The 18,212-nt window shown below is 28.9% G+C and carries 15 protein-coding genes, 1 pseudogene and 1 CRISPR repeat array; of the genes and pseudogenes, 12 read left to right on the forward strand and 4 right to left on the reverse strand.

All coding sequences use genetic code 11. The annotated features are described in order from the left end of the window. Positions 1-6: 6 nt before the first annotated feature. From cas3 to KQI42_RS13430, 8 genes are all read left to right on the forward strand, one after another. Positions 7-2,268, forward strand: a complete 2,262-nt coding sequence (gene cas3 / locus KQI42_RS13395) for a CRISPR-associated helicase Cas3' (RefSeq protein ID WP_216520624.1) — start codon at positions 7-9, stop codon at positions 2,266-2,268. Between the two features lie 13 nt (positions 2,269-2,281). Further along, positions 2,282-2,773 (forward strand): CRISPR-associated protein Cas4, encoded by a 492-nt coding sequence (gene cas4 / locus KQI42_RS13400; RefSeq protein ID WP_216520626.1) that lies wholly within the window; start codon positions 2,282-2,284, stop codon positions 2,771-2,773. 11 nt (positions 2,774-2,784) lie between these two features. Next, positions 2,785-3,777 (forward strand): type I-B CRISPR-associated endonuclease Cas1b, encoded by a 993-nt coding sequence (gene cas1b, locus KQI42_RS13405; protein ID WP_216520628.1) that lies wholly within the window; start codon positions 2,785-2,787, stop codon positions 3,775-3,777. 8 nt (positions 3,778-3,785) lie between these two features. Continuing rightward, complete coding sequence (cas2, locus tag KQI42_RS13410; RefSeq protein ID WP_216520630.1) at positions 3,786-4,064, forward strand: CRISPR-associated endonuclease Cas2; 279 nt, start codon at positions 3,786-3,788, stop codon at positions 4,062-4,064. A 186-nt stretch (positions 4,065-4,250) separates the two neighbouring features. Then, a CRISPR array of direct repeats spans positions 4,251-6,983; the repeat unit is 30 nt; unit sequence CTTTTAATAGAACTAAAGTAGAATGTAAAA. A 243-nt stretch (positions 6,984-7,226) separates the two neighbouring features. After that, positions 7,227-8,111 (forward strand): SPL family radical SAM protein, encoded by an 885-nt coding sequence (locus KQI42_RS13415; protein ID WP_216520634.1) that lies wholly within the window; start codon positions 7,227-7,229, stop codon positions 8,109-8,111. Positions 8,112-8,336: 225 nt separating this feature from the next. Continuing rightward, a complete protein-coding gene (locus KQI42_RS13420; RefSeq protein ID WP_216520635.1) occupies positions 8,337-9,020 on the forward strand; it encodes a 5'-methylthioadenosine/adenosylhomocysteine nucleosidase in 684 nt (227 codons plus the stop codon). 100 nt (positions 9,021-9,120) lie between these two features. After that, complete coding sequence (locus KQI42_RS13425; RefSeq protein ID WP_216520636.1) at positions 9,121-9,612, forward strand: GNAT family N-acetyltransferase; 492 nt, start codon at positions 9,121-9,123, stop codon at positions 9,610-9,612. Between the two features lie 58 nt (positions 9,613-9,670). Further along, positions 9,671-10,861 (forward strand): hypothetical protein, encoded by a 1,191-nt coding sequence (locus KQI42_RS13430; protein ID WP_216520637.1) that lies wholly within the window; start codon positions 9,671-9,673, stop codon positions 10,859-10,861. Between the two features lie 18 nt (positions 10,862-10,879). On the opposite strand, the gene KQI42_RS13435 is transcribed toward KQI42_RS13430, so the two are convergent. Beyond that, positions 10,880-11,935: a DmpA family aminopeptidase gene (locus KQI42_RS13435; RefSeq protein ID WP_343231693.1), complete on the reverse strand. Its 1,056-nt coding sequence runs from the start codon at positions 11,933-11,935 to the stop codon at positions 10,880-10,882. Between the two features lie 186 nt (positions 11,936-12,121). Continuing rightward, the gene (locus tag KQI42_RS13440) at positions 12,122-13,243 is read right to left on the reverse strand and encodes a threonine synthase (RefSeq protein ID WP_216520639.1); all 1,122 of its coding nucleotides are present in this window, start codon (positions 13,241-13,243) and stop codon (positions 12,122-12,124) included. 396 nt (positions 13,244-13,639) lie between these two features. Between KQI42_RS13440 and KQI42_RS21010 the strand changes: the two are divergent. From KQI42_RS21010 to KQI42_RS13460, 3 genes and pseudogenes are all read left to right on the forward strand, one after another. Next, a pseudogene (locus tag KQI42_RS21010) lies at positions 13,640-14,467 on the forward strand (serine hydrolase domain-containing protein). Positions 14,468-14,832: 365 nt separating this feature from the next. Continuing rightward, positions 14,833-15,378 (forward strand): hypothetical protein, encoded by a 546-nt coding sequence (locus KQI42_RS13455; protein ID WP_216520643.1) that lies wholly within the window; start codon positions 14,833-14,835, stop codon positions 15,376-15,378. A 336-nt stretch (positions 15,379-15,714) separates the two neighbouring features. Next, positions 15,715-15,894: a DUF255 domain-containing protein gene (locus KQI42_RS13460; protein WP_216520646.1), complete on the forward strand. Its 180-nt coding sequence runs from the start codon at positions 15,715-15,717 to the stop codon at positions 15,892-15,894. A gap of 113 nt (positions 15,895-16,007) precedes the next feature. On the opposite strand, the gene KQI42_RS13465 is transcribed toward KQI42_RS13460, so the two are convergent. Continuing rightward, the gene (locus KQI42_RS13465) at positions 16,008-16,571 is read right to left on the reverse strand and encodes a chromate transporter (protein WP_216520648.1); all 564 of its coding nucleotides are present in this window, start codon (positions 16,569-16,571) and stop codon (positions 16,008-16,010) included. Beyond that, positions 16,564-17,142: a chromate transporter gene (locus KQI42_RS13470; RefSeq protein ID WP_216520652.1), complete on the reverse strand. Its 579-nt coding sequence runs from the start codon at positions 17,140-17,142 to the stop codon at positions 16,564-16,566. The genes KQI42_RS13465 and KQI42_RS13470 overlap by 8 nt, the downstream gene beginning before the upstream one ends. Before the next feature lie 128 nt (positions 17,143-17,270). On the opposite strand from KQI42_RS13470, the gene KQI42_RS13475 reads away from it, so the two are divergent. Next, positions 17,271-18,155 (forward strand): LysR substrate-binding domain-containing protein, encoded by an 885-nt coding sequence (locus KQI42_RS13475; RefSeq protein ID WP_343231694.1) that lies wholly within the window; start codon positions 17,271-17,273, stop codon positions 18,153-18,155. The last annotated feature ends 57 nt before the right edge of the window (positions 18,156-18,212 follow it).

Genomic DNA, 18,212 nt, shown 5'->3' on the forward strand with positions numbered 1-18,212 from the left:
GAAAAGTTGAATAGTTATTTAGCTAAATCTAATCCTAGAGAAACTATTGTAGAACATACTGATAACTTAATAGATAATTATAATAAATTGAAGAAAATATATCCTAATCTCAATGTAGATTGGGATATATTATACCTATCATGTTTATACCATGACTTAGGAAAAATGAATAGAAAGTTTCAAGATAAAATAGAAAAAATAAAAATACATGAAGACGAAATACCTCACGGTATGTTAAGTTTAGCATTTTTAAATGCAAAAGAATTAGAAGAAAAAGGATATTCTAAACAACGTATAAGGTTGCTTGCTCAAGCAATAGCATATCATCACGATAGAGATTTTAATTTTGACAAGGAAATGCTAAAAAGAGAAATAGAGTTAATGAAACTAGAAATTGATGAGTTTAAATATAAAAGAATAAATAATATAGTTGTAAAAAAACTAAGTGCAAAATATTTCTCTATGAATAGAATTTATGAAGAACATGGAGAAAATGATGAGGGTGAGGGAGGTAATCTTTTCTTTAAGTATATAATGATAAAAGGATTACTTAATAGAATAGACTATGCAGCTAGCGGAGGTATTGATGTTGAAAAAGAAAATAATTTCTTACTAAAAAATTTAGAAGAAAATCTATTGGAAAATTTCAAAAGAAAAAATCCTAATGCTGAGTGGAATAAACTTCAGAAGTATATGATAGACCATAGAAATGATAATCTTATAATTACAGCTCAAACAGGTATGGGAAAAACAGAGGCAGGGCTTTTATGGATAGGAGATAACAAAGGATTTTTTACACTTCCACTTAAAACAGCTATAAATGCAATGTATAAAAGAATAACAGAAAAGATAGTCATTGATGATTATGAAAATAAAGTAGGACTTCTACACTCAGATATTAAAAGGGAATATTTAAGTAAAAAAGAAGAAATAGATTTCGACGAATATTATAATAAAACAAAGCAATTATCCTTACCTTTAACCGTATGTACAATGGATCAAATATTTGATTTTGTATATAGGTATAGGGGATTCGAGCCAAAGCTTGCTACCCTAGCATATTCTAAAGTAGTAATAGATGAGGTACAAATGTATGCACCGGATTTATTAGCATATCTAGTTGTTGGATTATCCTATATAGATAAAATAGGTGGAAAGTTTGCCATACTAACAGCAACTTTACCTCAGATATTTGTAGAACTATTAGAGAAAGAAAATGTGAAGTTTCTAAAACCTGAACCTTTTACCAATGAGAGAATAAGGCATAGTGTGAAGGTAAAACATGAAAAACTAAATTCTGAATTTGTAAAAGAGCTATATAGAGATAATAAGGTTTTAGTTATATGTAATACTGTAAAGGAAGCACAGAGAATTTATGAAGAGTTATCAGAAGATGAAGAGGTTACAAAGAATATAAATTTATTTCATAGTGGATTTATAAAATCTGATAGAAAGAAAAAGGAAAGATATATATTAAAATTTGGAGATAAGGAAAATCGTTGTAAGGGTATATGGATAACAACTCAAGTAGTAGAAGCATCTTTAGATATAGATCTTGATATTCTTGTTACAGAACTTTCGGACTTAAATGGTCTTTTTCAAAGATTAGGAAGGTGTTATAGAGATAGAGATTGGGATAAAGAAGGGTATAATTGCTATGTATTTGATGGTGGTAATTCTAAATGTAATGGAGTTGGAAAATTTATAGATGAATATATATTTGCTCTTTCTAAAGACGCTTTAAAGAATATAGATGGACCTATTACGGAAGATGAAAAGATAAATCTAATAGATGGCGTCTATACTATGGAAAAGCTAAAAGGGACAGATTACTATGATAAATTAATGGATGCCATAGAATATGTTAAGTTGATAGAATCCTATGAAAAATCAAGCTCTGAAATAAAGAAAATATTTAGGAATATAGAATCTAAAACAGTTATACCCAAACCTATTTATGAAAATAATGAAGTTGAAATAGAAAGATATATAGATATATTAAGGCAAGAATATAATAAAGAAATGACTCAAATAGAAAGAAAAAAATTAAAAGAAGAAAAATTAGAAGCAAGAATTAACTTAGATAACTTTACTTTAAGTATACCATTATATAGAGCAGAAAAGCATCTTTTACAAAAGAAAGATATTAATAAGTATGAATTTATAGAGATATTTGAATGCGATTACAATGATAACATCGGGATAATATATAAACCTAAAGATAATGGTAAGAAAGATACTATAAGCATTGAAGAAAGATTGTCTTAAGATAGGTGATAGAATGAAGAATGTAACAGGGGTAATGGTATACTACTATTTTGTATGTAAAAGAAAATTATGGTATTTTAAGAATGATGTAAATATGGAACACAATAGCCAATTGGTAGGAATGGGGAAATTAATAGATGAAAATTCTTATAGTAGAGAGAAAAAGAATATCTTAATAGATGAAACTATTAATGTTGATTTTTTAAAAGATTGGAAAATCATACATGAAGTAAAGAAGTCCAGAAAATTAGATGAGGCTGCTAAATGGCAACTTAAATATTATATTTGGGTTTTAAGAAATAAAGGAATTGAAATAGAAAAAGGTATATTAGATTATCCTTTACTAAGAAAACGGGAGGAGATATTTTTAACTACTTCTGATGAAGAAGAGTTAATGAAGGTTTTAGAACAAATTCAATATATTATCAATATGGACTTACCTCCTGTAGTTACCAATAAATCATTTTGCAAGAAATGTTCTTATTATGAACTATGTTATATATAGGGGGCAAAATATTGGGAGAGACTTTTTATATTTTAAAGGATGGAAATTTGAGAAGAAAAGATAATAACGTAGTTATTACAAGTATAGAAGGAGATGCAAAAAATCTAAAAGCTGAAGTAACTGATGAAATATATCTTTTTGGAGAAATTAGCATGAATACTAAGTTACTAAATTTTTTATCACAAAAAGGTATAATAATGCATGTGTTTAATTACTATGGATTTTATAGTGGGAGTTACTATCCTAGAGAGGCAAATATAAGTGGCTATCTTCTTGTACAGCAAGTCAGAAGCTACGATAATGAGAAAAGGAGATTACAACTTGCAAAAGAAATATTAAGAGCGGCTTCTTATAATATTTATAGAAATTTAAGATATTATAATGGAAGGGGAATAGATTTAAATATACCGATGATGGAGATACAGAGTCTTGCTAATAAACTAGACTTTGGAAATAGTATAAATGAAATTATGGGAGTAGAAGGTAATATAAGAAAGAAATACTATTCTACATGGAATGACATAATAAAGCAAGATATAGATTTTCAAAAAAGAGTAAAAAGGCCGCCAGATAACATGATTAATTCATTGATTTCATTTATTAACAGTTTAGTATATACAACAGTATTAAGTGAAATATATAAAACTCAATTGAATCCCACAATAAGTTACTTGCATGAACCTGGAACAAAGAGATTTTCTTTGTGCTTGGACATAGCAGAAATATTTAAGCCTTTAATTGGTGACAGAATGATATTTTCCATGTTAAATAAAAACCAGATAACAGAAGATGACTTTGAAAAAGAATCAAATTTTCTATATTTAAAAGAGACTGGAAAAAAGAAAATATTAATGGAGTACGATAAGAGACTTAATCAGACTATATCTCACAAAGAATTAGGAAGAGATGTGTCCTATAGATATCTTATAAGATTGGAATGTTATAAGATAATAAAAGATATTATTGGAGAAAAAGAGTATAATGGATTTAAAATTTGGTGGTGATATTAATCATGTATATAGTATTGATGTATGATATAATTATGGATGAAAGTGGTCCTAAAATACACAGGAATATTTTTAAGATATGTAAAAAATATTTGACTCATATTCAAAAATCTGTATTTGAAGGTAATTTAACAGAGTTGAATTTAATGAAGCTGAAGTCAGAATTGAATAGATATATTCGAAAAGATAAAGACTCTTTAATTATATTTAAAAGTAGAAATGAAAGGTGGTTAGAAAAAGAATTTATAGGATTAGTAGATGATAAAACATCTAATTTTTTTTAAGAATCTTTCTGTCGACCTGTAATAGTGCAAAAAACTATGGAGATAGACAATCCTGATAAAATACATATTTAGAGTATAAAATATAGAAGACTCATAGAAAGTTTTTATTAATTTAATTGATATAAATACTTGATAGACAGAAATGCATGGATAACACTAGATAAATCAATGCCTTCAAAGAAAAGCCTTTTAATAGAACTAAAGTAGAATGTAAAACATTTTCCCACCTCTTTTCTCATGTTTTACGTTCTTCTTTTAATAGAACTAAAGTAGAATGTAAAATTTCAAAGTATCGTTCTAGTAAGCTTTCGTCACTTTCTTTTAATAGAACTAAAGTAGAATGTAAAATTAGTTCAATGTTTGGATATACCGATTCAAAATGGTCTTTTAATAGAACTAAAGTAGAATGTAAAATTCTCAATATCTGAAATGAAAGAAATAGATAAACCTCTTTTAATAGAACTAAAGTAGAATGTAAAACATATATGGGAAAAGCAAAACCTTGTAACTCAAAAACTTTTAATAGAACTAAAGTAGAATGTAAAAACTCTTCTACCGTATAGTCACTAGGATTTTCCTTAACTTTTAATAGAACTAAAGTAGAATGTAAAAGCCCTAATAGCCGCTTGAGTGGCATTAAGGTCTATTACTTTTAATAGAACTAAAGTAGAATGTAAAAACGTTATCGCAATGTATACAAACATATAAAAGGATTACTTTTAATAGAACTAAAGTAGAATGTAAAATGGCAATAATTAAATCCTCCCCATGCTCTCCAGGTAACTTTTAATAGAACTAAAGTAGAATGTAAAATCGGATTATTATTATGATAGAGATTAGCAACATCATCTTTTAATAGAACTAAAGTAGAATGTAAAACTTTTTATATGCCCCAAGGCTAACCTCTAGAAATTCACTTTTAATAGAACTAAAGTAGAATGTAAAAGTTCTTCAGCTATCTCATTAAGTGTTTTTCCTTCTACTTTTAATAGAACTAAAGTAGAATGTAAAAAAGTATATCTGATGTCGTATTTCTTGCCTATTTTCACTTTTAATAGAACTAAAGTAGAATGTAAAAACAGCTCTTTCTATTATTTCTTTTTCATTTTCATTTCTTTTAATAGAACTAAAGTAGAATGTAAAAGGAGAAATGATATTATTGACTTCAAATGTAATAGATACTTTTAATAGAACTAAAGTAGAATGTAAAATTGTAAAGATGTTGTAACGCTGTCCCCGATGGGCTACTTTTAATAGAACTAAAGTAGAATGTAAAACTTTCTCCATAGAGATTTATTTTAAAATCAACAGGACTTTTAATAGAACTAAAGTAGAATGTAAAAGGAACAAGTGGAAATCCTAGTCATTATATAGAATGGCTTTTAATAGAACTAAAGTAGAATGTAAAACCAGTTCCCTTGCTTCTTCTTTTGTTAGTTCCCTATCCCTTTTAATAGAACTAAAGTAGAATGTAAAACAGGAAAACGATAGAAGAACAGGAACATTCTATTGCCTTTTAATAGAACTAAAGTAGAATGTAAAAGACAATATAATAACTACTTTGATATACCTTCATATGACTTTTAATAGAACTAAAGTAGAATGTAAAAATGCATTGTCGCAAGGAATAAAGAAAAAATGGCAAGCTTTTAATAGAACTAAAGTAGAATGTAAAATCTGTTACTTGTTTAGTGTTTATTTCGGTTTTAAAACTTTTAATAGAACTAAAGTAGAATGTAAAATTAAATATGAAGATGCCTCTGACACTCCTGTCATAGCTTTTAATAGAACTAAAGTAGAATGTAAAAATAGCTAAAAAATTGATAAAGAAATTTAGAGAGTTACTTTTAATAGAACTAAAGTAGAATGTAAAAGACTGAAAAAGCTGTTTAGTCTGCTCTGTTAAAGATTCTTTTAATAGAACTAAAGTAGAATGTAAAAGCTGCAACTGAAAAGGTCAGGAATGAATCTTTAGAGCTTTTAATAGAACTAAAGTAGAATGTAAAAGATTTAGAAGGTATTACTGGTTTACTTCAGAAGATACTTTTAATAGAACTAAAGTAGAATGTAAAAGGGATTAGTGGTAGTAATAAGCGAACGCATAGTATACTTTTAATAGAACTAAAGTAGAATGTAAAATGGCAAAACTGCGGGACCCTTCCACAAGTGAGACCCCTTTTAATAGAACTAAAGTAGAATGTAAAAGATCTCCTACAATCTTAAGCCCACTCTTAGAAACATCTTTTAATAGAACTAAAGTAGAATGTAAAATTTCATCACCACCTTTCATGATAAAAATAAAAGAACCTTTTAATAGAACTAAAGTAGAATGTAAAGCCATCTACATTAGCAGAATTAATTAATTATAAAAAACTTTTAATAGAACTAAAGTAGAATGTAAAGAAGGCAGAGTGGAGAAAAGAAACTAGTAGAATTTTACTTTTAATAGAACTAAAGTAGAATGTAAAGTTACTACTATCATCAATGTTCACTTTCAAAGATTGTCTTTTAATAGAACTAAAGTAGAATGTAAAGAAGACTGATAGTAGTAAAAGAATTCTCCCAGTACTCTTTTAATAGAACTAAAGTAGAATGTAAAGATAATTTTACATAAATATCTTGAAACATAATAATTACTTTTAATAGAACTAAAGTAGAATGTAAAGGATTATGACTATTGCAGGTTATGTGGAACTGCATTACTTTTAATAGAACTAAAGTAGAATGTAAAGACACTTGGGTTAAACGATTTTAAATCTATTAAATTCCTTTTAATAGAACTAAAGTAGAATGTAAAGATATTCTCAAGACTTCCAGTAATTCCAAGTGACCAACTTTTAATAGAACTAAAGTAGAATGTAAATTTACCAGTAGGTTACTCAAAGAGTATTTTTAATAGAACTAAAGTAGAGAATAAGTTACTATTTAAAACTTGAGATAAAACCTAATTTAAATTATATACATAAATTATTTTAGTTTATCGTTGGAAGAAAATATTATAGTATTAAGAAGAGCTTTGAAAAATATAGAATATAAAATCATAGAGGGACAAGTTGAAACATTAATGAATGCTATGAAGAAATATAATTGACGACTCCATTAACTATGGATCAAAATGATATGCTATACTGTTATCATATATATAAATAAGGATGATATACAATGAAATATATTGCTGCTAAAAACATAATTATTCCTAAGAAAGATCCTAGTAGGTGGTTTGGAATTAATTATAATATGAATATTTATCGAGGTTGTAGTCACAATTGCATTTATTGTGATTCTAGAAGTGAATGTTATCAAATTAATAATTTTAATGAAATTGTGGCCAAAGAAGATGCGTTATTAATAATAGAAAGAGAACTTAAATCTAAAAGGAAAACCGGTATAGTTGGAACAGGTGCTATGAGTGATCCATATAATCCGATGGAAAGGAAGCATAGGCTTACAAAAGGAGCTCTTGAACTAATAAATAAATATGGGTTTGGTATAAATATTATAACAAAAAGTGACCTTATAGTACGAGATATTGATTTACTGAGGAAGATAAATATACATTCACCAGTTTGTATTGGTATTACCATAACAGCTGCCAATGATGAATTATCATCAAAGATTGAACCAGATTCACCTAGATCATCTGAACGCTTTTTAGCCATAAAAGAGCTATCTGATCATAGAATATATACAGGTGTTTTAATGATGCCTATTTTACCATTTATATCAGATAGTGAAGAAAATATTATTTCCATAGTAAGAAAAGGAGTGGAGTGTGGAGCAAAGTTTATATATCCATGGTTTGGAGTAACATTACGTTTAGGACAAAGAGAATATTTTTATAATGAGTTAGATAAAGAATTTCCTGGAATTAAAGAGAGATATAAAAAGTCCTATGGCAATTCTTACGAATGTTTAAGTCATAATCATAAAAAATTATGGGAGCTTTTCATTAGGGAGTGTAATAACTATAGAATTGATTATAAAATGTCAGATATTATTAAAAATTATAAGCAAAATGTTCAAATTAAGCAAATGTCATTGTTCTAAATATTATAGAGTAATGAACCTTTCTATAAAATATACTTTCCATCATTCCTATATTAAATAAAGTTATCTCTTTAACTTATTAACATATTAGTATAATTAAACATTTATATGGCATAATTTTTACAAATTCTTATATATTATTGAAAATATAAAATGACATATTAATAAATTTATTTTATATTGAACAGATTTAGAAATTATCAAAACATTAGGGGGGACTATTATATGGTGAAAACTATTGGAATAATAGGAGCTATGGATTTAGAAATAGAACTGTTGAGAGACAATATGAAATTAATTAGTAAAGAAAATATAGCAGGATTTAATTATTGTATAGGGAGAATAGAGGGAAAAAATGTAATTTTAACTTGTTGTGGAGTTGGAAAAGTAAATGCTGCCTGTTGTACTCAAATATTAATTGATAGATTTAAAGTAGACTATATAATTAATAGTGGAATAGCAGGTGGACTACATAAAGAAGTAAAAATCTGTGATCTAGTAATATCGGATAACGTGACTTATCATGATGTGAGGAAAAATCAAATGAGAAGTTGTTTTCCTTTTAAGGAATATTTTGAAGGAGATAAATATTTGATAGATGTTGCCATAAAAGCTTGTGAAATTACTAAAAAGGAAAACTATCATGTAGGTAGGATAGTAAGTGGAGAGTATTTTGTTTCTGATAAAAATATAAAAAATAATATTATCGAAGAATATAATCCTCATTGTGTAGAAATGGAAGGAGCAGCTATAGGTCATGTTGCTTATCTTAATAAAATACCTTTTGTAGTAATACGAAGCATATCTGATAATGCAGACAATGATGCTAATATGGACTATGACACCTTTGAAAAGATATCAGCAGAAGTTTCCGCAAAATTAGTACTAAATATGATTGATATGATTTAATGCTTGTAAATAAAATACTTAAATATATTTTACTTGAAAAAATTAGACTTTGGTTAATAAGTAGATAGTAATGTATTATATTTAGAAAGGATAGGAACTTATGAGTATTTATATTGAATCAATGAAAGAAGAATATGCTAAAAAGATATTAAATTGGACCTATGATAAGCCTTATGAAATTTATAATATGGATAATGATGAAGAGAATATGGAAGAGCTACTTGATGGTTCATATTATGCAGTAGTAGATAAAAAAGAAAATCTTATAGGTTATTTTTGCTTTGGAGTATCAGCACAAGTTCCAGCTGGAAATGAATATGGTGTATATAATAACAAGGAATTTATAGATATAGGATTAGGCATGAGACCTGACTTATGTGGTAAAGGAAATGGATATGAATTTATTAAAAGTGGATTAGAATACGCTAATAAAGAACTTTTAGAGGATAAAATTAGATTAACGGTAGCTGAATTTAATACAAGAGCAATTTCTCTATATGAAAAAGCTGGCTTTAAGAGAGTAATGGAATTTTGGAGAAAGAATAAAGAAGGAGATTTTAAATTTATAATTATGGAATTATACCTACGGTAAGTATTTGAGAACTATTTTAATATAGATTATTTTCTATAGAGAAAAGGTAGGCGGTAATTTGGATAAAAAGTTAAATTTATATTTTTTCGGAGAAATTGGCACATATGATAAATATAATCCATCATATATTTGTAGTAAAAAATTTATACCTGAAATATTATATTTAATAGCATATAATGAACCCTTTTCAATAACTAAAAATGAAATAATTGAAAAATTAAAAATTGATAATGAAAAATTTGATGACTTAATTTTAAGCCTTAAAATAATAAATGCAATAGATATTAAAGAAAACAGATATAAAATAAATTTTCCAGTATTTTTAGAAAGAGATATTGATATATTAAATAAGCATTTAGTTGATATAGGTGCGATTATAGGAAAGAAAATTATTGAAATGAGTCAATTACTTAATGATAAAATATCTAATCTAGAAAATCATAATTACTTTAGTAAAGAAAGGCTGTTGTACCATATAATTTGTGATGATGTTTTTGATGATACAGCTTTTGATTTTTTAGCGGAAAGAAATATAATCTCTATTTCTAAAAGACAGCCAGGAAATAGAGATTATATCATTATTGGTTATGAAGATTGTGAAGAAGTTGAAGTTCATAGCAATAGGTTATTATGTAGCAGCAATAATTATAGTAGTAAAAACTTTACATTTAATAGTTTTGGTGACTCTGACGGAATAAGAAAAGATGTATACAGGTTTTTTAGAAAAACTCAGAAATCCCTTGAAACAGTAACTCCATTTCAAAATTTAAATTTATCTTATATTAAATTAGTGGATGATATAAATGATTTAATTATAGAAAAATGTGGAGAAATGATGTTGAAATGTTTTTCTAAGGAAATAAGTTATAATGATTTATCTAGAGAAGAACAAGATATAGTAGACTTTTTAAAGGAACTTAATTACTTAACTATAAACAAAGAAAGTCATATCATATCTTGTAATATTCCTGTATTTAAGAAGGAAGATGATAAAGTAATTAATGAAATATCCAATATTATTCTCAATCACATATTTGGAATAGTTAAATCTACTTTTGAAGAAGTTGAAAATAAAGCTACAGGTCTAACGTCTATAAGACATAAGGTTAGTATAAAAGAAATAGGTAACGAACTATGGCATCAAATCTTTGGTTTGACTAATGAATATTTAGCTAGAAAAGGATTTGTTCAGTTACCGGAGCATGTAAAGGGAGAAGGTAGATATTTAAGAAGTTTAAGAGTAAAATAATCGTATTCTACCTTTATTTTAATAAGGTAGAATACGATTAATGAAATCTTTTAGAGAATAAATCTTATGTCCATCTCTTCCAATTGTTGTATTTGAACATATTAAAGAGTTTAAAATTGATTCCTCAGTTGCTTCTGACACAGCTTTAAATATTTGGTCAATTTTATTTTCATTTATAACTTTAATATCTAAAATATCTTTTTCTTCATAATGTCTAATAATATTAGCTGTTGAAAAACCTATAACAATTTCTCCACTTCCGTTACCTGTAAAACTACCTGTTTTAGATATTCCAGAATACGCTCTTTTAATAACTCTTTTTAACTGTCTATATGATAAAGGAATATCAGTTGCAACTATTGTTATTATAGAGCCTTTCTCTTCAGTTTCTTTTGTGGATTTTATTATATCTTTTATCTTAGGACCAATATGCTGATTATGTAATATAAAATCATCCAATAAACCAAAATTAGATAGCACAAGAACTCCTAAATTGTAATTTTTATTATCTAAATTTATTACTCTAGAGGAAGATCCTATTCCACCTTTTAAGCCATAACATACCATACCAGTTCCTGCACCTACATTACCTTCTTCAAAGGTACAATCTGCATTTTTTATAGCTTCAAAAATATGCTTATCTTTAATGTGTAATCCTCTAATATCATTTAAGTAACCGTCATTACATTCACAGATAATAGGATTTACAGTTCCTGTTGTTTTACCTATATCTTCATTTGTGTTTAGCATATATTTTACTAAGGCTTCATAAGCTGTTCCAACACTTAATGTATTAGTAAGAATAATTGGAGTTTCTATAGTTCCTAGTTCTTCGATTTGTACTAAGCCTGTACTCTTTCCAAATCCATTGATTACATGACAGGCGCATATAAGTTTTTCTCTAAATAAGTTTTTATCATAAGGTAATATTGCAGTAACACCAGTTTTTATACTATCTTTATCAAGAGTAACATGACCTACTTTTACCCCTGGTACGTCAGTTAAAGAATTGTTTTTTCCTATGGGCATGTTTCCGATAGTAATACCATAATCTCTAATTTTCTTATTTACCACTAGGATATCCCACCTTTCGTAGATATATTGTTATTTAGATTATATATTATAAAAGAAATAAAAAGTATTAATAGTGAAATAAATTTTACTAAAGGAAAAGAAATATTCAATAAAATATATAAAAAACTAGAAGAAAAACTCTATCAATAATTTTAAGTAAAAAGGCTTTTAGTTGTAGCTTGAAAGTTAATCAGCCTTTAATCCAGCTCCGCATAAGGGTAAGATTACTTTGCCATTTATTCTATGACCGTATTTTTTGTAATAATCAAGAAATCCAGCAAAGGTAGCAGCTGTAGTAGGCTCTACATAAAATCCTTTTTCAGCTAAGTATTTTCTTGTCTTAAGAATCTTATTTTCTGGTGCAATAATAATTTCTCCATGTGTATCTCGAATAGCCTTCAATATTTGTTTCCCTCTCTTTGGCTCCGTAATGGCTATACCATCCGCTAAAGTTCCAGTATTAATAACTTTTTTTACAGTGGTTTCATCTGCATTAAAAGCTTTATATATTGGGGCACAACCTTCAGATTGAACAGCTATAATTCTAGGTATTTTGGGAATAAGATGTAATTCTAGTAGTTCTTTAAATCCATAGTATGAGCCTAGAAGCAAAGTTCCATTACCTACTGGTATTACTAAAGTATCTGGTATTTTGCCATTTAATTGCTCATAGATTTCATAGGCATAGGTTTTAGTGCCTTGATAAAAAAATGGATTATAAACATGACTTGCATAAAAACCTTCACCATGCTCCACTGCAGTTAAAGCAGCTTTAGCAGTATCTTCACGTGTTCCTTTAATTAGATGAACTTTTGCGCCATGTGATGATATTTGTTTGACTTTTTTTGAAGATGTATTTTCAGGTACATAAATATCACATTTAATACCTGCTCTATTTGCATATGCAGCTATAGAAGTGCCTGCATTACCACTACTGTCTTGAATAACTTTTTTCACTCCTAGTTCTTTTGCTTTCGAAACTAAAACTACAGCACCTCTATCCTTAAAGGATAAAGTTGGCATTAAATAGTCTACTTTAACTAATAAATTTGGATTTTTCTGTTCCAAAGAAATGATAGGACTTAAACCTTCTCCCATTGAAATATCTTTCCATGAACTAAAATTATCATCAAAAGGTAGTGCTTTTATATATCTAAATAAGCTCCATTCTTCCCTTAATATATTTTTATTTGAAAATTGAAAGTTAAACTTTTCAAGATCCAATAAACCTCCACATTCACAGCGGAATACTAGTGATTTAGGATCATGCTTTTTACCACATTCATGACATATATAGTTAATTGACATTTAATCACCTCTAATTAAATTATTTATCTTTACCATTACATTATCAGATAATTTAACATAATCTTCAATTTTTTATTTTAAAATTATAAATTTATAGTATAAGACTATAGATAATATAAGCTCCTATTTTCAAGAACCCCAAAAGTCAACTTGGTTTTATATGTATTATATTGTAAAATAAACTAAGGTAGTAGACTTATAACTGAAATTAGAGTATAGTTGTATCTTTTGGTGATTATTTATATTTTTTCAGTTGTATCAAAGGGAAGGGATGGACTATCTATGAAAAAACTGATTAGCATTGCTCTTATACTTGTTTTATGCATATCAATATCATTGACCACATTTGCAGCAGACGATAAAGGTGTGCTGCCGTCAGGTATCACTTATTCTAATATGGAATCGGTCATTGATACCTATGTTGAAGATTATAAGGGTACTACAGCTGCAGTATCTTTAGCAGTATTTACGGGTAATGATGTGTTAATGGAAAAGGCATATGGATATTCAGATATAGAAAATACAATTGCTAATGACAAGGACACGGTTTTCGAATGGGGTTCCTGCACTAAATTGCTAGTGTGGGCAAGTGTAATGCAGCTTGTGGAGAAGGATAAGATAGAACTCAACGAGGATATCCGCGCATATCTATCAAAGGGATTTTTCAAAAAACTTAAGTTTGATACTCCAATAACGATGCTTAATCTTATGAACTACAATGCCGGCTGGCAGGAAACGGTTATAGATCTGTTTATTGGGGACAAGAAAGATGTAAAGGAACTTGGGGAAGCATTACAGCTGATTGAACCAGATTAGATTCATAAGCCGGGCACGGTGGTTGCGTATTCCAATTAGGGCACTGCACTGGCAGGATATATCGTTGAATGCGTCAGTGGGCAATCTTTTAATGATTATGTGCATGAACACATTTTTGAGCCACTGGGCATGGAGCATACGGCTTTAAATGCTACACTTTCGGATAATGAATGGGTTGCCGAAAAGCGTGGGAAAGAAAAATGCTATACCACTAAGAATGAATCACTTGGAACCTGTCTGTATTATCTTTCGTTATATCCTGCGGGAATAGCAACAGGTACCATCAATGATTTTATAAAATTTGGGCAAGCATTCCTTACTGCCGAAGAAGAAAAATCACTATTGTTTGAAAAAAGAGAAACTTTAGACGAAATGATTTCGCCTTCCCTATTTTTGCCGATGGAATAACTGCTAGGAACTGTCATGGGTTTTGGACACATGAACTCGGTGTTTCTGTCTTATGGCACAACGGGGGGACAATTGGAAGTTTCTCATGGTTTGCATCTGATCCGGAATCTGGAACAGGTATCATAATTCTTACCAATCAGAGTGGAGAGGTGGTTTACAACTGTGGTCTTTTGCCGAAGGTTTTTGGGAAATATGAGGGCGGTACGGCTACAATGTCTGCAGAAGATATTTCGGGCATGTACATGTCATCGAGAACCTGCTTCAAAGGTTTTGCAAAGCCCTACAGCTTGGTTTCCTTCATGCGATTTGTTTCGGAAGGGTGAGGGCGAATATTATGTTCCCAAACTAATGACATCGTCACATCTATGGGCACAGACTCATATCTGCTGGATAAAGGTGGGCTGAAGCTGAAGCAGTTTATAATTTATCCGTCAACTGATGAAGATGGACATACAGTCTTGCAGTTACCGGCTTCGGACTATGTGGAAGTGAACGGTTATGGAGTAATAGCAAAATATACACTGTTGGTGTTATTCGCATTGGCAGCATTTTACGGATTTTGTGCACTAATTATCAGTTTCATTGGTTTCCTAAAACGCAAAAAGTCTCTTGGGATAATAGAGATATACCGTGCCATTGTAAATTCCTCTGTCATTATTACAGCAATGATGTTTGTTTACGTGTCGATAAAGTTGTTTTCTGGGTTGGCATTGCGTGAGGACGTTCTATGGAGTGTCATACTGAATGGGGTGCTTGCCATAGTTCCTATGGTCTACGCTGTCATCTTGGCTGCAAAGTGGAAAAAACTCGACTGTACAAGAAAGGAGAAGATAAAACTGATTGTGACTGGTGTCGCAGGTTTTATCATGACAATCAACGTCATTTTCTGGGAAGCATATAAATTTTGGTAATAGATTTTATTTTGACATTCATCCTTCGATAATGAGAATTTTGCGAAGGTTTAGGAGATGACAATCTATCAGAATTATGTTGATAACTTTTGTCTTTGAGTAATAGTCTGTATAAATTAATATTAGAATAATACTTTTAAATTGTTAAAATTTTGTGTAAAGTAAAGAAAGCTTCTTGGATTAATATCAAAATAAATATTAATCCAAGAGGATTTCTTTTATTATATACATAAGAACATCTGATAATGAAATTAAAATAGACATTGCTTATAAACAAAAGATACTATAGCTATTCAGGGTATAATAAGAAAAAACATATGAAAGGAGCGTGATAATATGCCAAATACAAATGTTGTACCTAATAGATTGATAAATGAGAAATCTCCTTATCTTCTACAACATGCCCATAATTCTATTAGTTGGTATCCTTGGGGTGGTGAAGCTTTTACTAAAGCAAAAACAGAAGATAATCCCTTGATAGGGAGAATTAGATACGTACACTGTGGCAGCAGATAAAATCCATGAGTACTTCCTTCAGAGGTATAAGGCACAACAGTTTATGAAGATTATAAATATACATATCATGCATAATACAGAAAGTGTTTATGCAAATTAGTATTCCCCAAACATTATTGATAAAAAAATAAACCTATAATACCTGTTAGAATAATAATCAATATTGGATTCATTTTATAATTTCTTAGTGAAAATAGAGAAATAATAAATACAATGATAGCAGTAATATTAAAGTTAACAGCTTTAACATTGAGTAATGGGGAGCCAAAAAAGGCAATCAAAACGATAGTAGATGCAGAAGCCGCAATAAGTCCAACAGAAATAGAATGTAGTCCTTTCAATATATCGGAAATGCTATCTATATCTTTATACTTTCTGAAAAATCTGTATAAAAGGATGGAAAGAATAAAGCCAGATAGAATACATCCTAATGTGGCCGCTATAGCTCCGAATATACCTGCAATTCGTATCCCAACAAAAGTTGAGGTGTTAACTGCTAATGGACCAGGGGTCATTTGAGAGATTGTAATAATATCAGTGAATTCTTGCAAAGTAAGCCAATGATGGAAATCAACTACTTGTTCCTGTATTAACGGTATTGTAGCATAACCGCCACCGATACTAAATAAACCAATCTGTAAAAAACTTACTAACAAAATAATGATATTTTTAGTCATATCTTGTCCCTCCTTTCCTGCTTTTCAAATAAGTTTGTACAAAGCATAGGAATGAGCAGAAAATAATAATTAAAACAACATTAATATTTAAAAAGAAACTAGCGAAGAATGAAGCAGGAACTATTAATGTTAACAACCAATTTTTTTCATCTAAAATTCCTTTGCTCATATCAATTACTAAATCCACGATAGTAGCGGCGACACCTGCCTCCATCCCTTTTAGTATTGAAGAAATAACTCTATTATCTCGAAATACACTATAGCAAGAAGATATAACAGATAAAATAAGCAAAGGAGGAAGAACTGTTCCGATACAACAAATGATTGCACCTATAAGTCCAGCAATACGATAACCTACTAATACAGAAATATTAACTGCAATCGCACCAGGTGTTGACTGCGAAATCGCTGCCATATCCAGTAGCTCCTGTTCACTAATCAACTTTAGATTATTTACGAAGTATTTCTGCATCATAGGTATAACAATGTATCCACCTCCAAAAGTAAATGCGCTTATAGAAAACATTATTCTAAACAGCGAAAAATAAAGTTTTAATTTATTAGATTTCATAATGATAAAATTCTCCTCTACATACAAATTATAAACCTTCTATATTATATCCTATAGAAATATCATAAGTAAAATAGTATAATGTTATAATAAACATAACTAATTAGTAATGTAAGGGAGAGATTCATGTGAATTTGAGGCATTTGCGTATTTTTAAAACTGTATGCGAAGAAGAGAGTATTACAAAGGCATCTGAAAAGCTGTTTATGACACAGCCAGCAGTTTCTCATGCAATCAATGAACTAGAATGCTATTTAGGCATTTGTTTATTTGATAGAATTTCAAGAAGGCTTTATTTAAATGAAACAGGCAAACTATTTCTAAGAAAAGCAATAAAGCTTTTAGATTTATATGATGACTTGGAACAAAACGCCAAAGAATTAGAAGACAATGCAACTATCAAAATTGGATCAAGCATAACCATTGCAAATTTTATTTTACCTAAAGCAATAGCAAAATTTGAAACGGTTTGCAAGAATACTCCCATCAAGGTTATAATTGACAATGCCAGAAATATTGAAAATATGCTACTTAACAATGAAATTGATTTAGGGTTGATTGAAGGAGTTATTTATAAGGAAGAGTTAATAAAAATCCCATTTTCAAACTATAGATTGGCAGTATTCTGTTCGCCTGAACATAAATTTGTGTCAGAAAAATCGATAGATGTTAATACGTTAATAAAGGAAAGATTATTGTTGAGAGAAGAAGGCAGTGCCATTCGTGATATTTTTGACAGTGCATTATTATTACATAATATAACTGTAAATCCAGAGTGGACAAGTGTAAATTCACAAGCTTTAATCTATGCGGTAAAGCAAAACTTAGGAATAAGTGTGTTGCCCAAAATATTAGTAGAAAAGGAACTTAGCAGTGAAGAGCTTTTTGAAGTAAAAGTAAATGATTTTGAATTAATCAGTGTAAATCATATTGTATTTCATAAAGATAAGATTCAAACTAAGAATTATAAAACGCTAATTGAACTAATCAAGAATAAAGCAAGGGATAAATAGATTACCTCTATTAAAAAAATCAAAAGAATTCATCTAAGATTACTATTAAATTAATTA

This window comes from Tissierella simiarum (genome assembly GCF_018917865.1).
In the GTDB taxonomy this organism is placed as follows: Bacteria; Bacillota; Clostridia; order Tissierellales; family Tissierellaceae; genus Tissierella_C; species Tissierella_C simiarum.

Coding starts and splice junctions, on each gene's coding strand:
- cas2 (WP_216520630.1), top strand. CDS start 3,786: ATGTATATAGTATTGATGTATGATATAATTATGGATGAAAGTGGTCCT.
- KQI42_RS13455 (WP_216520643.1), top strand. CDS start 14,833: ATGGGCACAGACTCATATCTGCTGGATAAAGGTGGGCTGAAGCTGAAG.
- cas4 (WP_216520626.1), top strand. CDS start 2,282: ATGAAGAATGTAACAGGGGTAATGGTATACTACTATTTTGTATGTAAA.
- KQI42_RS13420 (WP_216520635.1), top strand. CDS start 8,337: ATGGTGAAAACTATTGGAATAATAGGAGCTATGGATTTAGAAATAGAA.
- KQI42_RS13465 (WP_216520648.1), bottom strand. CDS start 16,571: ATGACTAAAAATATCATTATTTTGTTAGTAAGTTTTTTACAGATTGGT.
- KQI42_RS13460 (WP_216520646.1), top strand. CDS start 15,715: ATGCCAAATACAAATGTTGTACCTAATAGATTGATAAATGAGAAATCT.
- KQI42_RS13415 (WP_216520634.1), top strand. CDS start 7,227: ATGAAATATATTGCTGCTAAAAACATAATTATTCCTAAGAAAGATCCT.
- KQI42_RS13425 (WP_216520636.1), top strand. CDS start 9,121: ATGAGTATTTATATTGAATCAATGAAAGAAGAATATGCTAAAAAGATA.
- KQI42_RS13440 (WP_216520639.1), bottom strand. CDS start 13,243: ATGTCAATTAACTATATATGTCATGAATGTGGTAAAAAGCATGATCCT.
- KQI42_RS13470 (WP_216520652.1), bottom strand. CDS start 17,142: ATGAAATCTAATAAATTAAAACTTTATTTTTCGCTGTTTAGAATAATG.